Source organism: Caulobacter sp. (assembly GCF_965279145.1).
Lineage (GTDB): Bacteria > Pseudomonadota > Alphaproteobacteria > Caulobacterales > Caulobacteraceae > Caulobacter.
This window is the reverse complement of record NZ_OZ257139.1, coordinates 1,057,668-1,072,378: the sequence shown is the minus strand read 5'-3', so window position 1 is coordinate 1,072,378 and position 14,711 is coordinate 1,057,668. Positions and strand designations below refer to the sequence as shown.

Annotated in this window: 10 protein-coding genes; 9 read left to right on the top strand and 1 reads right to left on the bottom strand. The window is 67.3% G+C overall.

The genetic code is table 11. The annotated features are described in order from the left end of the window. The first annotated feature begins 16 nt into the window (after positions 1-16). The 9 genes from ACQY9P_RS04935 (at position 17) to ACQY9P_RS04895 (ending at position 13,870) form a co-directional block, all read left to right on the top strand. Positions 17-1,306 (top strand): spinster family MFS transporter, encoded by a 1,290-nt coding sequence (locus ACQY9P_RS04935; RefSeq protein WP_421736378.1) that lies wholly within the window; start codon positions 17-19, stop codon positions 1,304-1,306. 94 nt (positions 1,307-1,400) lie between these two features. After that, on the top strand, positions 1,401-4,760 hold the full coding sequence (locus ACQY9P_RS04930; RefSeq protein WP_421736379.1) for a glycosyltransferase: 3,360 nt from the start codon (positions 1,401-1,403) through the stop codon (positions 4,758-4,760). A 222-nt stretch (positions 4,761-4,982) separates the two neighbouring features. Then, positions 4,983-6,068: an endonuclease/exonuclease/phosphatase family protein gene (locus tag ACQY9P_RS04925; RefSeq protein WP_421736380.1), complete on the top strand. Its 1,086-nt coding sequence runs from the start codon at positions 4,983-4,985 to the stop codon at positions 6,066-6,068. 325 nt (positions 6,069-6,393) lie between these two features. After that, complete coding sequence (sucC, locus tag ACQY9P_RS04920) at positions 6,394-7,593, top strand: ADP-forming succinate--CoA ligase subunit beta (protein ID WP_421736381.1); 1,200 nt, start codon at positions 6,394-6,396, stop codon at positions 7,591-7,593. Next, a complete protein-coding gene (gene sucD / locus ACQY9P_RS04915) occupies positions 7,594-8,478 on the top strand; it encodes a succinate--CoA ligase subunit alpha (RefSeq protein ID WP_421736382.1) in 885 nt (294 codons plus the stop codon). It abuts the gene before it with no gap. A 172-nt stretch (positions 8,479-8,650) separates the two neighbouring features. Then, entirely contained in the window at positions 8,651-11,614 is a 2,964-nt protein-coding gene (locus tag ACQY9P_RS04910; RefSeq protein ID WP_421736383.1) for a 2-oxoglutarate dehydrogenase E1 component, read from the top strand. 78 nt (positions 11,615-11,692) lie between these two features. Further along, positions 11,693-12,934, top strand: a complete 1,242-nt coding sequence (gene odhB / locus ACQY9P_RS04905) for a 2-oxoglutarate dehydrogenase complex dihydrolipoyllysine-residue succinyltransferase (RefSeq protein ID WP_421736384.1) — start codon at positions 11,693-11,695, stop codon at positions 12,932-12,934. A 262-nt stretch (positions 12,935-13,196) separates the two neighbouring features. Next, positions 13,197-13,466 (top strand): antitoxin, encoded by a 270-nt coding sequence (locus ACQY9P_RS04900; RefSeq protein WP_421736385.1) that lies wholly within the window; start codon positions 13,197-13,199, stop codon positions 13,464-13,466. Then, entirely contained in the window at positions 13,463-13,870 is a 408-nt protein-coding gene (locus tag ACQY9P_RS04895; RefSeq protein ID WP_421736386.1) for a PIN domain-containing protein, read from the top strand. The genes ACQY9P_RS04900 and ACQY9P_RS04895 overlap by 4 nt, the downstream gene beginning before the upstream one ends. 2 nt (positions 13,871-13,872) lie before the next feature. Here the strand turns inward: ACQY9P_RS04895 and ACQY9P_RS04890 are convergent, their stop codons facing one another. Next, positions 13,873-14,706 carry an alpha/beta hydrolase gene (locus tag ACQY9P_RS04890; RefSeq protein WP_421736387.1) on the bottom strand — a complete coding sequence of 278 codons (834 nt, stop codon included), beginning with the start codon at positions 14,704-14,706 and terminating at the stop codon, positions 13,873-13,875. Between the last annotated feature and the right edge of the window lie 5 nt (positions 14,707-14,711).

Sequence of the window (14,711 nt, the reverse complement as noted above, 5' to 3'; positions counted from 1 at the left end):
CGTAGTGGGGACGATCATGGGCGAGCGCCAAATCGAGCAGCCGGGCTCGCGCTATCGGTACGTCGTGCTGGCGATGCTGATCCTCGCCTACACCTTCAATTTCCTGGATCGGCAGATCCTCGGCATCCTGGCCGGGTCGATCAAGGCCGACCTGCATCTCACCGACACCCAGCTGGGGCTGATGGGCGGGGTGGCGTTCGCGGCGCTCTACACGACCCTGGGCGTGCCGCTGGCCTGGCTGGCCGACCGCGTCAGCCGCACCTGGATCATGACCACGGCCCTGACCCTGTGGAGCGGCTTCACGATCGCCTGCGGTTTCGCCGGCGGCTTCTGGAGCCTGTTCCTGTCGCGCATGGGCGTGGGCGTGGGCGAGGCGGGCGGCGTGGCCCCGGCCTATTCGCTGATCGCCGACTATTTCCCCAAGTCGCAGCGCGCCCGGGCCCTGGCGGTCTATTCGTTCGGCATCCCCCTGGGCACGGCCCTGGGCGTGCTGTTCGGCGGGCTGATCGCGGCCTATGTCAACTGGCGCTTCGCCTTCATCGCGGTCGGCCTGGCCGGCGTGGTGCTGGCCCCGATCTTCAAGTGGGTGGTCAAGGATCCGGTGCGCGGCGGGATGGACCGCGAGCCCGGCGAGGTCGCGCCCGTCGAGGCGCCCAAGGCCCCGGCCTTCGGCGCGGTGCTGGCCACCATCATGCCCAAGCCCAGCTTCTGGCTGCTGTCGTTCGGCGCGGCCTGTTCGTCGATCTGCGGCTATGGCGTGGCCTTCTGGCTGCCGACCTTCTTCCAGCGCAGCTTTGGCCTGTCGCTGACCGAGCGCGCCCTGTTCTACAGCGCCCTGTCGCTGTTTGGCGGCGTGGCGGGCATCTGGCTGGGCGGCGTGCTGGCCGACCGGTTCGGCGCCAAGAACAAGGCCGCCTACGCCCTGGCGCCGGCCATCTGCTTCCTGATCGCCCTGCCATGCTTCCTGCTGGCCATGAACGTCCACTCGCTGGTGCTGGCCTTCGCGCTGTTCCTGATCCCCACCGGCCTGAACCTGGCGTGGCTGGGTCCGGTGGTCGCCGCCGTGCAGCACCTGGCCCCGGCCTCGATGCGGACCACGACCTCGGCCCTGTTCCTGCTGATCAACAACCTGCTGGGCCTGGCCGTGGGCCTGTGGTTCTTCGGCTATGTCTCCGACCTGCTGGCCCCGCGCTACGGCGCCGAGTCGATGCGCCACGCCCTGTATTTCGGTCTGGGCTTCTATGTGGCCAGCGCCATCCTGCTGATCCTGGCCTCGCGCCGGCTCAAGCGCGACTGGGTCGACTGACGACGACAGATTGCCGCGCTGTTTCAGGGACGCGAAACGGTCACGGTTAGGCCAAGATCGGGGATCAAGAGCCGCTTGAACCACGAGCACGCCCATGACTCCCGACGACCGGCACGTTTTCCATGATCCTTCCGGGCGACGGGACAGGCGGGCCAAGCTGATCCTGGGGATCGTGCTGTCGGTGGTCGCCGCGGTGGTCGCCGGCTTCCTGGCGACCCTGGCCTTCGCGCCGCGCCTGCCCGACGCGCCGCTGCGCGACCCGCACGTCCTGACCTCGCTGCACCAGGAAACGCCGCGCCGGCATCGGCTGGCCCGGACCTGGCGGCGCGTGCCCCATCCCAAGGTCGCGCCCAATGGGAAGACCGAGCGCCCGCTGAACGTCGGCTTCTATGTCCCCTGGGACGAGGACTCGCGCGACAGCCTGCGCCGCAACATCGACAAGCTGGACGTGGTCTCGCCGCAGTGGATCGCCATCAAGGGCTCGGCCGGCGAGGTTGATCTGACCGACGACCCGCAGGGCGTGGCCCGCATCGCCTCGGCCTCCAACCATCCCGCCGTGCTGCCGCTGGTGCACAACTCGGCCAACGCCGCCTTCAACGGCCCGGCCGCCGACGCCCTGCTGACCAGTCCGGCGGCCCGCAAGGCGCTGATCGGCCATCTGGTCGATCTGGCCAATGGTCACGGCTACGGCGGCTACATCCTCGATTTCGAGGCCCTGTCGCCCAAGGGGCTGGCGGCCTATCCCGGCTTCCTCGCCGAGGTCCGCGCGGCGCTGAAGCCTTCGGGCCGCGAGGTGTGGGTCACCGCGCCGTTCGACGAGGAAGGCTGGCCGCTGAAGCGCCTGCAGGACGCCGCCGACGCCCTGGTGCTGATGGCCTACGACCAGCACTACGCCCTGGGCGATCCGGGCCCCAACGCCGGCCAGGACTGGTACGAGACCGAGCTGGAAAAGCGCTTCCAGCGGCTGGACCCCAACCGGACGATCCTGGCGCTCGGCGCCTATGGCTATGACTGGACGCTGAAGCCCGACGGCAAGCGGGCCTCCGGCGCGGCGGCGACCTTCCACGAGGCCATGCGCAACGCCCAGGACAGCGGCGCGACGATCCGCATGGACGACAACGCCCTGAACCCGACCTATGCCTACACCGACGACAACGGCGACAATCACGAGGTCTGGTTCCTCGACGCCGTCACCCTGTTCAACCAGATCAAGGTCTCCGACCCCTGGCGGCCGCGCGGCTATGGCCTGTGGCGGATGGGCATGGAGGATCCGGGCGTTTGGAACCTGCTGGGCAAGCCCTATGGCAAGGCCGATCCCGCCAGCCTGCGCGAGCTGGCCACCGGCCAGGGGGTGGATTTCGACGGCGGCGGCGAGGTGCTGCACGTCTCGTCCCTGCCGACGCCGGGTAAGCGCAGCCTGGAGTTCGATCCCGACACCGCCCTGGTCTCGGACGAGAGCTATGACGTCCTTCCCAGCTCCTATGTCATCGAGCGCTATGGCCAGAAGCCGGGCCTGGTGGCCCTGACCTTTGATGACGGTCCCGATGGCCGCTGGACGCCGAAGATCCTCGACATCCTCAAGGCCAAGCACGCGCCGGCGACCTTCTTCGTCATCGGCGAGAACATGCAAAATCGTCCGGACCTGGTGTCGCGAGAGGTCGGCGAAGGCCATGACGTCGGCGGTCACACCTGGACCCACCCCAATATCGGCGAGACGCCCCTGGCCCAGGTGCAGGTCGAGTTGAACGCCACCCAGCGCCTGTTCGAGGTGATCACCGGCCGCTCGATGCGACTGTTCCGCCCGCCGTTCTTCGGCGACGCCGAGCCCTCGACCCCGCACGAGGTGGCGCCGCTCGTGATCGCCCAGACCCTGGGCTACATGACCGTGGGCCTGCGTATCGACACTGACGACTGGCAAAAGCCCGATCCCCAGGCGATCATCGATCGCACCCTTGATCGACTGGACCATCCGGGTAATCGCCCGGGTCAGGTGGTTCTGCTGCACGACGCGGGCGGCGATCGCAGCCGCACCGTGGCGGCCCTGCCGGGCCTGATCGACGCGATCCGGGCGCGGGGCTATCGGCTGGTCACGGTGGGCGAACTGGCCGGCATGACCCCGGCCCAGGCCATGCCGCCGACCTCGCGCGACGGCGTCGAGCTGGCCCTGGACCGGCTGGGCTTCGACTTCTTCCGCTGGATGCGGACGGGCATGACGGTGCTGTTCCTGACCGCGATCTTCCTGGGCGTGGCGCGGCTGGTGTTCCTGGCCAGCCTGGCCCTGGTGCACCGCTGGACCGCCGTGACCCCGCCCGACCTGGATGTCGGGAACGGTCCGCTGGTCTCGGTGCTGATCCCCTGCTTCAACGAGGAAAAGGTCATCGCCGCCTCGGTGGCGCGGATCCTGGAGTCCGACTGGACCAATCTGGAAGTGCTGGTGCTGGACGACGGCTCGACCGACGGCACCTCGGCCCAGGTCAAGGCGGCCTTCGCCGATGATTCGCGCGTGACGCTGATGCGCTTCAAGAACGGCGGCAAGGCGCGGGCGGTCAACAAGGGCCTGGCCGCCGCCAAGGGCGAGTATGTGGTGGCCCTGGACGCCGACACCCTGTTCCCCCCCTCAACCATCGGCCAGCTGCTGCGCTGGTTCCAGGATCCCGAGGTCGGGGCCGTGGCCGGCAACGCCATCGTCGGCAACCGCCTCAACATCGTCACCCGCTGGCAGGCCCTGGAATATGTCACGGCCCAGAACCTGGAGCGCCGCGCGCTGTCGGCCCTGGGCGCGGTCACCGTGGTGCCCGGCGCGGTCGGCGCCTGGCGCAAGAGCGTGCTGGACGCGCTGGGCGGCTATCCGTCCGACACCCTGGCCGAGGACCAGGACCTGACCATCGCTTGCCAGCGGGCCGGCTGGAAGGTGGCCTTCGACCCGGAGGCGCGCGCCTATACCGAGGCCCCCGACACGGTGGGCGGCCTGCTCAAGCAGCGCTTCCGCTGGTCGTTCGGCACGCTGCAATGCGTGTGGAAGCATCGCTCGGCGATGTTCAATCGAAAGAACCCGGTGCTGGGCTTCATCGCCCTGCCGCAGATCTGGCTGTTCCAGATCATCCTGGCCGTGGCCGCGCCGCTGGTCGACCTGGCGGTGGTCTGGAGCCTGATTTCGGGCCTCTATGGCGCGGTCGCCCATCCGCTGGAGTGGCGGCCGGACGACACCCTGCAGGGGCTGCTCTACTGGGCGGTCTTCATCCTGGTCGACCTGTCGGCCGGAGCCCTGGGCATGGCGCTGGAGAAGCGCGCGCCCTGGGCCGACCTGCCGTTCCTGCCCATCCAGCGCTTCGGCTACCGTCAGCTGATGTACTATGTGGTGATCAAGTCGGTGGTCGCCGCCGTGCGCGGCGGCAGCGTCGGTTGGGGCAAGCTGGAGCGACGGGCGACGGCATCGGTTTCGCCCAAGCGTTGAGACTGCGGCGGCCCGGGTGCGGCGTTGCGCCGCGCCCCGTTTGGCCCAAGCAACAAAACCTTCGCGTCTGATTCACTTCGCCGTCGCCGACTCAGCGGAGACAGAACTTGCCGGCAAGGAACTCAGTAAACATCCGGCTGCGTCTGAACTACGCGCCGTCTTGAGGACGATTACGGTCTGAATCGTCCTTCAAAGCGGCCCGCATGTCTGGGAGCGGCGATGATGACTTTGGCGACTCTGACCGTGGTTCCCGCCTTGGCGGTCCTGACGGCCGACCTGACGGATCTCGGCGCCTCGCCCCACGAGGGCGCCCACAGCACCGAAATCAGCGTGCTCACCTACAATATCCGAGGCCTGCCCTGGCCGCTGGCCAGCGGCCGCGCCAAGGCCCTGAAGGCGATCGGGGCGGAACTGGCGACGATGCGACGCGCCGGCCGCCAGCCCGATGTGGTCCTGATCCAGGAGGGCTTTCGCGGCGAGGTCGGCGACCTGGTCAAGGCCAGCGGCTACCACTACTGGGCGCGCGGGCCCAGCCGCTCCGAACGCGCCTCGGGCGCGGCGCCAGAGGGCGGGCGGCGTTACGCCACGGTGCGCTATCCGTCATTCGGCGAGGGGTGGGGCAAGTTCACCGGCGCCGGCCTGCACATGCTGAGCGACGCGCCGATCACGGACGTCAAGGACACGCCCTACCGCTACTGCGCGGGCCTGGATTGTCTGGCTAACAAGGGGGTGATGCTGGCCAGCCTGGCGCTGCCCGGCGCGCCCCGCCAGATCGAGATCGTCAACACCCACCTCAATTCGCGTCGGGCCGCCAGGGTGCCGATCGCCCGGTCGCTGCGCGCTCACAACCTGCAGACCGAAGAGCTGATGACCTTCATCAACGCCCATCGCGACGTCGATCGGCCGCTGCTGGTCGGCGGCGACTTCAATGTTCGCAACGCCCCCGACCGTTATGACTATCGATCCGCCGAGCGGCCCTACCAGGTGGTCAGCGAATTCTGCGACCGCGCCGCCAATCCCTGCGAGGGCCAGGCCCTGGATCCGTCGACGCCTCGGCCGTGGCTGCGCTCTCAGGACCTGCAGGCCTTCGCCAGCGCCGGGCCCGTAACCGTGCGGCCCATCCGGATCGAGACCCTGTTCGACGCATCCCGGTCGGGGCCTCGGCTGTCGGACCATGATGGCTATCTGGTGCGCTACAGGCTCAGCTGGGATACGGCCGTGGTGGCCGACGCGCCGCCCAAGCCGCCTGTCGAGCTGCGGCCCCAACTGCGCGGCGGCCTTGGCGTCAAGGTGATCTGGCGGCGGTAGGCGCCGACACTTTGGGCCGTGGTGGCCGTGGCCCTATCCCTAGCCGGCGTCGGGCGCCTCCGGGATTTCAAAAAGGCGCGTGATGGAAAGCGGAGCGGGCGAGGGCGGGGCCGCGCGGGAGGGTCTTGCGTGTGTGACCGGTAACAGTGTCGTAGGGTCAGGGGCTTCCTTGCCCGAGGCGCTCACGATGGCGGCGCCGCTGTCCTTTCGGACATAAGAACCGCGCAAGTGGGCGCCTTATAGGCCAAGCGCGGTTGCGCCTGGGAAATCACGCTCCTATAACCCGGCCACATTTCAGAAAAGCCGTCGTCGAGACCGGGCCCTCATGAACATCCACGAACACCAAGCCAAAGCCGTACTCGCAGAGTTCGGCGCCCCTGTTCCGCGCGGCTTCGCCGCCTTCACTCCCGAAGAAGCCTTCGCCGCCGCTGAAAAGCTGGGCACGCCGGTTTTCGTGGTGAAAAGCCAGATCCACGCCGGTGGCCGTGGCAAGGGCAAGTTCGAGGGCCTGGGCCCCGACGCCAAGGGCGGCGTTCGCGTCGTCAAGACGGCCGATGAGGTCAAGACCAACGCCGCCGAAATGCTCGGCCGCGTGCTGGTGACCCACCAGACGGGCCCCAAGGGCAAGCAGGTCAACCGCCTCTACATCGAGGAAGGCGCGGCCATCGCCAAGGAATTCTACCTGTCGCTGCTGGTCGACCGCGAAACCTCGATGGTTTCGGTGGTCGCCTCGACCGAAGGCGGCATGGACATCGAGGACGTGGCCCACGCCACGCCCGAGAAGATCCACAGCTTCTCGATCGACCCCGCCACCGGCGTGTGGCCGACCCACCAGCGCGCGCTGGCCAAGGCCCTGGGCCTGACCGGCGGCCTGGCCAAGGAAGCCGCCGTGCTGCTGACGCAGCTCTATACGGCGTTCCTGGCCAAGGACATGGCCATGCTGGAGATCAACCCGCTGATCGTCACCGCCGACGATCACCTGAAGGTTCTGGACGCCAAGCTGTCGTTCGACGGCAACGCTCTCTATCGCCACCCGGACATCAAGGCGCTGCGCGACGAGAGCGAAGAAGACCCCAAGGAAATCGAAGCCAGCAAGTTCGACCTGGCCTATATCGCCCTCGATGGCGAAATCGGCTGCATGGTCAACGGCGCCGGCCTGGCCATGGCCACCATGGACATCATCAAGCTGTACGGCGCCGAGCCGGCCAACTTCCTCGATGTCGGCGGCGGCGCCAACAAGGAGAAGGTCACCGCGGCCTTCAAGATCATCACCGCCGATCCGGCCGTGAAGGGCATCCTGGTCAACATCTTTGGCGGCATCATGCGCTGCGACATCATCGCGGAAGGCGTCATCGCCGCCGTGAAGGAAGTCGGGCTGCAGGTTCCGCTGGTGGTGCGCCTGGAAGGCACCAACGTCGAACTCGGTAAGAAAATCATCTCGGAAAGCGGCCTGAACGTCATCGCCGCCAACGACCTGTCTGACGGCGCCGAGAAGATCGTCGCGGCCGTGAAGGGTGCTCGCTAAATGTCGATCCTCATCGGTTCTGAAACCAAGGTCATCTGCCAGGGCATCACCGGCGCCCAGGGCACGTTCCACTCCGAACAGGCCATCGCCTACGGCACCAAGATGGTCGGCGGCGTGACCCCCGGCAAGGGCGGCCAGACGCACATCGGCCTGCCGGTGTTCGACACGGTCGGCGAAGCCAAGGAAGCCACCGGCGCCGACGCCTCGGTGATCTACGTGCCGCCTCCCTTCGCGGCCGACTCGATCCTGGAAGCCATCGACGCGGAGATCGGCCTGATCATCTGCATCACCGAAGGCATTCCGGTGCTGGACATGGTCAAGGTGAAGAAGGCGCTGCAAGGCTCCAAGTCGCGCCTGATCGGCCCCAACTGCCCGGGCGTCCTGACGCCCAACCAGTGCAAGATCGGCATCATGCCGGGCGGTATCTTCTCGGCCGGTTCGGTCGGCGTCGTGTCGCGTTCGGGCACCCTGACCTATGAAGCCGTGTTCCAGACCACCAACGCTGGCCTGGGCCAGACCACGGCGGTCGGCATCGGCGGCGACCCGGTCAAGGGCACCGAGTTCATCGACATCCTGGAACTCTTCCTGGCCGACGAAGCCACCAAGTCGATCGTCATGATCGGTGAAATCGGCGGCTCGGCCGAAGAAGAAGCCGCCCAGTTCCTGGCCGACGAAGCCAAGCGCGGCCGCAAGAAGCCCATGGTCGGCTTCATCGCCGGCCGTACGGCTCCTCCCGGCCGTCACATGGGCCACGCCGGCGCGATCATCTCGGGCGGCAAGGGCGGCGCGGAAGACAAGATCGCCGCGATGGAAGCCGCGGGCATCCGCGTCTCGCCGTCGCCGGCCAAGCTGGGCGAAACCCTGCTTGAGGTCCTGAAGGGCTAAGACGACACCGAAACCCCGCCCTCGCGGGGCCCAGGTTTTTTGCGACCGCCAGTCGACGATCCGAAAAAATCACCTGGGCCCCCTATTCGACGGGCGCCCGGGTGATTGAGACACTATATTTACGGGCCTGGGTTACCGGTCCCGTAGACCGACGGATCTAAGGCGAAGAACCATGGCGGACGACGCAGGCATCATCAATCAGGTCTTGACCGAGACCTCCTTCCTCTACGGCGCCAATGCGGCGTTCGTCGAAGACCTGTATGCCCGGTGGGCGACCGACCCCAATTCGGTCGAACCCTCGTGGAACGCCTTCTTCTCCACCCTGAAGGAACAGGCCGACCAGGTTCAGCGGGCCGCCAAGGACCCGGCCTGGACCCCGCGCGCCGTTCCGACCGCCCGTCCCGACTGGCTCTCGGCCCTCGACGGCCAGTGGCCGTCGGTGGCGCCCGCCGTCGAAGCCAAGATGACCAAGGCCATCGAGGCCAAGGCCCCCGGGTCGTCGTCCGAGGCCGTCCGCGCCGCGACCCTGGACAGCCTGCGCGCCATCATGATGATCCGGGCCTACCGGATGCGCGGTCACCTGGCCGCCAATCTTGACCCGCTGGGCCTTGAGCCCAAGCCGCCGGCCCCCGAGCTTGATCCCGCCACCTACGGCTTCTCGGAAGCCGACTATGACCGTCCGATCTTCCTGGACTTCGTGCTGGGCATGGAGACCTCGACGATCCGCGAGATCCTGTCGATCCTGCGCCGCACCTATGGCGGCAATGTCGGCGTGCAGTACATGCACATCTCCGACCCCCACGAGAAGGCCTGGCTGCAGGAGCGCATCGAGGGGCGCGACAAGGAGATCGTGTTCTCGAAGGAGGGCAAGGTCGCCATCTTCAAGAAGCTGATCGAGACCGAGGGTTTCGAACGCTTCCTGCACAAGCGCTTCCCCGGCACCAAGCGCTTCGGCATCGACGGCGGCGAGGCCATGGTCCCGGCGCTGGAGCAGATCATCAAGCGCGGCGGTTCGCTGGGCGTGAAGGACATCGTCCTGGGCATGCCGCACCGCGGCCGCCTCAACGTGCTGGCCGCCGTGATGGGCAAGCCCTATCACGTGATCTTCCACGAGTTCCAGGGCGGCACCAGCCTGCCCTCGGACGTCGAGGGTTCGGGCGACGTCAAGTATCACATGGGCGCCTCGTCGGACCGTGAGTTCGACGACAATAAGGTCCACCTGTCGCTGACGGCCAACCCGTCGCACCTGGAAATCGTCAACCCCGTCGTGATCGGCAAGGCCCGCGCCAAGCAGGCCTTCACGCTGCGCGAACAGCCCGACGCCGGTCGCGGCCACGTGCTGCCGCTATTGCTGCACGGCGACGCGGCCTTCGCGGGCCAGGGCGTGGTGGCCGAGTGCTTCACCCTGTCGGGCCTGAAGGGCTACCGCACGGGCGGCACCATCCACTTCATCGTCAACAACCAGATCGGCTTCACCACCAGCCCGCGCTATTCGCGCAGCTCGCCCTATCCGTCGGATGTGGCGCTGATGGTCGAGGCCCCGATCTTCCACGTCAACGGCGACGATCCCGAAGCCGTGGTCTATGCGGCCAAGGTCGCCACCGAATATCGCCAGATGTTCGGCAAGGACGTCGTGGTCGACATGTTCTGCTACCGCCGGTTCGGTCACAATGAAGGTGACGACCCGACGATGACCTCGCCGCTGATGTACGCCAAGATCAAGGGTCACCCCTCGACGCGCGAACTGTACGGCAACCGCCTGATCGCCGAGGGCGTGATCAGCCAGGCTGAAGTCGACACCTGGGTGACCGAGTTCGAGACCTTCCTCGACAAGGAATTCGACGCCGGCAAGACCTACAAGGCCAACAAGGCCGACTGGCTGGACGGCAAGTGGGCCGGTCTCGCCACGCCCGCCGACGAGGAGCGTCGCGGCTCGACCGCCTTCCCGGCGACCCGCCTGCTGGAGATCGGTCGTCAGATCACGACCATCCCCGACCGCATCGACGCCCACAAGACCGTCAAGCGCGTCATCGAGAACCGTCGCGAAGCCATCGAAAAGGGCGAGGGCCTCGACTGGGGCACCGCCGAGCACCTGGCGTTCGCCACCCTGCTCGACGAAGGCTTCCCGGTTCGCCTGTCGGGCCAGGACTCGGTTCGCGGCACCTTCACCCAGCGCCATTCGGACGTCATCGACCAGACGACCGAGGAGCACTACACGCCGCTGAACAACATCCGCGCCGGCCAGGCGCACTATGAAGTGATCGACTCGGCCCTGTCGGAAGAGGCGGTGCTCGGCTTCGAATACGGCTTCTCGCTGGCCGACCCGAACACCCTGGCCCTGTGGGAAGGCCAGTTCGGCGACTTCGTGAACGGCGCCCAGGTGGTGATCGACCAGTTCATCAGCTCGGGCGAGCGCAAGTGGCTGCGGATGAGCGGCCTCGTCATGCTGCTGCCGCACGGCTATGAAGGCCAGGGCCCCGAGCACAGCTCGGCCCGTCTCGAGCGCTTCCTGCAGTCGTGCGCCGAAGACAACATGCAGGTGCTCAACTGCACCACGCCGGCCAACTATTTCCACGCGCTGCGCCGCCAGATGCACCGCGAGTTCCGCAAGCCGCTGGTGATCATGACCCCCAAGAGCCTGCTGCGCCACAAGCGCGCGGTCTCCAACATCGCCGACCTGGCGGAAGGCTCGTCCTTCCACCGCGTGATGCTCGACGGGGCCGAAGCCGGCTGCGACGTCGGCGGCGTGACCCTGAAGCCCGACGCCGAGATCAAGCGTGTCGTGATCTGCTCGGGCAAGGTCTATTTTGACCTGGTCGACGCCCGCGCCAAGAGCGGTCGCGACGACGTCTATCTGCTGCGCCTCGAGCAGTTCTACCCCTGGCCGATGAAGTCGCTGATGGGCGTGCTGGGCCGCTTCAAGAACGCCGAACTGGTCTGGGTTCAGGAAGAACCCAAGAACATGGGCGGCTGGACGTTCGTGGATCCGTGGATCGAGCTGACCCTGGCCAAGCTGGACATCAAGGCCAAGCGCGCGCGCTATATCGGCCGTCCGGCCAGCGCCTCCACGGCGGCGGGTCTGATGAGCCGCCACATGAAGGAACTCCAGACCTTCCTCGACGAGACCTTCGCCTAACTCTATCGATAAGGCCCCGCCGTCATGGCGGGGCCGCTTCACACCCGACCGGCAAAAACGAGAGACATCGGAACACCCATGGCCGACATCATGACCCCCGCCCTCGGCGAATCCGTCACCGAAGCGACGGTCGCGCGCTGGACCAAGAAGGTTGGCGAGGCGGTGAAGAAGGACGAGATCCTCATCGAGCTCGAGACCGACAAGGTCAGCCTGGAAGTGGCGTCTCCCGCCGACGGCGTGCTGAGCGCCATCGGCGCCGAAGAGGGCGCGACGGTTGTTCCGGGTACGGTTCTGGGCGTTGTGACCGAAGGCGCGACCGCCTCGGCCGCTCCCGCCGCCGCCGCGCCGAAGGCCGCCGCTCCGGCCCCCGCGCCGACCCCGGCTCCCGCGCCCGCTCCGGTCGCCGCCGCCGCTCCGGCCCCCGTGGCCGTTGCCGCCGCCGCCGCGCCGGTCAGCCCGGCCCCGGCCCGCATCGCCGCCGAGAACAATCTGGACCTGTCGACCGTCGCCGGCACCGGCAAGGACGGCCGGGTGACCAAGGGCGACGCCCTGGCCGCCCTGGAAGCCCGCGCCAACGCCCCGGCTCCGGCCGCCGCGCCGTCGGCCCCGCGTCCGATCCATGAGCGCGAAGAGCGCGTGAAGATGACGCGCCTGCGTCAGACGATCGCCCGTCGCCTGAAGGAAGCCCAGAACAACGCCGCCATGCTGACGACCTTCAACGAGGTCGACATGAGCGCGGTGATGGCCCTGCGCAATTCCTACAAGGACGTGTTCGAGAAGAAGCACGGCGTGAAGCTGGGCTTCATGTCGTTCTTCACCAAGGCCGTCGTCGCCGCCCTGAAGGCCGTGCCGGACGTCAATGCCGAGATCGACGGGACCGACATCGTCTACAAGAACCACTACGACATCGGCGTGGCCGTCGGCACCGACAAGGGCCTGGTCGTTCCGGTCGTGCGTGACGCCGACGCCATGAGCCTGGCCGATATCGAAAAGGCCATCGGCGCGCTGGGCAAGAAGGCCCGCGACGGCCAGCTGGCCATCGACGACATGCAGGGCGGCACCTTCACGATCACCAATGGCGGCATCTATGGCTCGCTGATGTCGACGCCGATCCTCAACGCGCCGCAGTCGGGGATCCTCGGCATGCACGCGATCAAGGAACGCGCCATGGTCGTGGGCGGCAAGATCGAGATCCGCCCGATGATGTACCTGGCCCTCAGCTACGACCACCGCGTGGTCGACGGCCAGGGCGCCGTGACCTTCCTGGTCAAGGTCAAGGAAGCCCTGGAAGACCCGCAGCGCCTGCTGCTGGAACTCTAGTCCCGGCGCACCGTCGAACGTCGAAGGGGCCGCGCAAGCGGCCCCTTTTGCGTTTTGGCCTTGGCAAACGACGGCCAGATCCAACGTCCCTCAACCTCGGCTGTCGTTGGGGGCGCGCGAACAGCGCTTGCCCTTTTCCTGAACCTGACATTTGGCTTGGCGGCTTGGCTGAATCTCCCATAGGCGCCAGAGCGTTTTCGGCGCGACATTGAATCAAGTGACTCTTTGATGTATCTACGGTCTGTAGCTACGGAATGTCGCCATGGCCAAGATCGATATCGAACCCGCCCGCGCCAAGCTGTTCACCCACGGCGGCAGCCAGGCCGTCCGCTTGCCCAAGGCGTTTCGCTTTGAGGGCACAGAGGTGGCCGTACGCCGCGAGGGCGAAGCTGTGGTCCTGGAGCCCATCGTGCGCAGGGCTCGACGCACGCAGGCCGACCTGGACGCCATGTGGGCGCGCATCGATGCCATGGGCGTGGACTTTCCGGAACGCGAACAGCCGCCGATGCAAGAGCGCGATTTCGATTGGTGATCCGCTCGCTCGACACCAACGTCTTCATTGATCTCATCCGCCGCCGCCAACCCATGGTCCGCCGTCGCTACAATGAAGCGGTGCTGGCTGATGCCTCGATGGTGGCGTCGCTTGTCGTGTATCATGAGCTGCAGTTTGGCATAGCCGCCAGCCACGATCCCGCTGCTGCGGCCTTCAAGATGGGCGAAGCGTTGCGGGATATCGTCGTCGAGCCGCTTACCGAGGATGATGTCATTGTCGCGGCGCGCGTTCGGGCAGCGCTCAAGCGTCAGGGTCAGCCCATTGGCCCCTACGACCTTCTGATCGCCGGCCAAGCCCTGGCGCGGGGCTGGACCCTGGTCACCTCCAATGTCCGGGAGTTCCAACGCGTTGAAGGCCTGAAGGTCGAGGACTGGGCCGCCTGACTTCAGTCCGGTCTCGGCCCCGGCCACACCGCGCGGAACGCCTTCAGCGCCGCCGGATGATAGATGGTGCTGTGATGCTCCTGCGGCATCGGATCATAGGTCCAGGTCAGGCCCTTGGGCGGCGCTGCCTTCAGGGCGGCCACCACCTTGTCGACGCCCGCCTGCATGGTCGTCCCCTCGTCGCCGATGGTCAGGTAGAGCCGCCGTTCTCCCGCCGGCCAGCGCGTCAGGTCGGCGGCGGCGCCGCGCGCCAGGCCCTGATCGTCCCACCACAGGCTGGGGCTGGCGGCGATATAGGCGTCGAACAGCGCCGGCTGCTTCAGGAAGGTCTCGACCACGAACAGGCCAGCCAGGGATTCGCCGATCAAGGCGGTCTCGCCGCTGGTGCGATAGCGGGCCGCGATCCACGGCTTCAGCTCTTCGCCCAGGAACTGCCGGTAGGCGGCCGAGCCGCCGCTGGTGGGCAGGTCCTTGAGCTCCTTGGCCACGCGGGTCGGGTGGGTCAGGTCGTGCTTGCGATCGACGCCCTCGATCCCGACCACGATCATTTCCCGAAAGGTCCAGGACAGCTCGCCCAGCTGGGCCAGGCCGACGATATGCGGAAAATCCTCCTGCTCGCCGCCGTCCAGCAGGTAGAGCACGGGATAGGTCCTGTCGGGCGCCTTCGCATAGCTGGCCGGAAGGTGGACGTTGATCCGCCGCGTATCCTTGAGGACCTTCGACTCCAGGGTCAGGGACTGACCGGTGATGATCGGGCGGCCCTCGGCGGGCGCGGTCTGGGCCAGGGCCGGGGCGGCGGTCAGCAGGGTCAGGGCGAGGGCGAGGGCGCGAAGCATGGGCG

Bases quoted from the DNA above. Each gene is read 5' to 3' on its own strand.
- ACQY9P_RS04900 (WP_421736385.1), top strand. From the start codon at position 13,197: ATGGCCAAGATCGATATCGAACCCGCCCGCGCCAAGCTGTTCACCCAC.
- ACQY9P_RS04925 (WP_421736380.1), top strand. From the start codon at position 4,983: ATGACTTTGGCGACTCTGACCGTGGTTCCCGCCTTGGCGGTCCTGACG.
- sucD (WP_421736382.1), top strand. From the start codon at position 7,594: ATGTCGATCCTCATCGGTTCTGAAACCAAGGTCATCTGCCAGGGCATC.
- ACQY9P_RS04910 (WP_421736383.1), top strand. From the start codon at position 8,651: ATGGCGGACGACGCAGGCATCATCAATCAGGTCTTGACCGAGACCTCC.
- sucC (WP_421736381.1), top strand. From the start codon at position 6,394: ATGAACATCCACGAACACCAAGCCAAAGCCGTACTCGCAGAGTTCGGC.
- ACQY9P_RS04930 (WP_421736379.1), top strand. From the start codon at position 1,401: ATGACTCCCGACGACCGGCACGTTTTCCATGATCCTTCCGGGCGACGG.
- ACQY9P_RS04890 (WP_421736387.1), bottom strand. From the start codon at position 14,706: ATGCTTCGCGCCCTCGCCCTCGCCCTGACCCTGCTGACCGCCGCCCCG.
- ACQY9P_RS04935 (WP_421736378.1), top strand. From the start codon at position 17: ATGGGCGAGCGCCAAATCGAGCAGCCGGGCTCGCGCTATCGGTACGTC.
- odhB (WP_421736384.1), top strand. From the start codon at position 11,693: ATGGCCGACATCATGACCCCCGCCCTCGGCGAATCCGTCACCGAAGCG.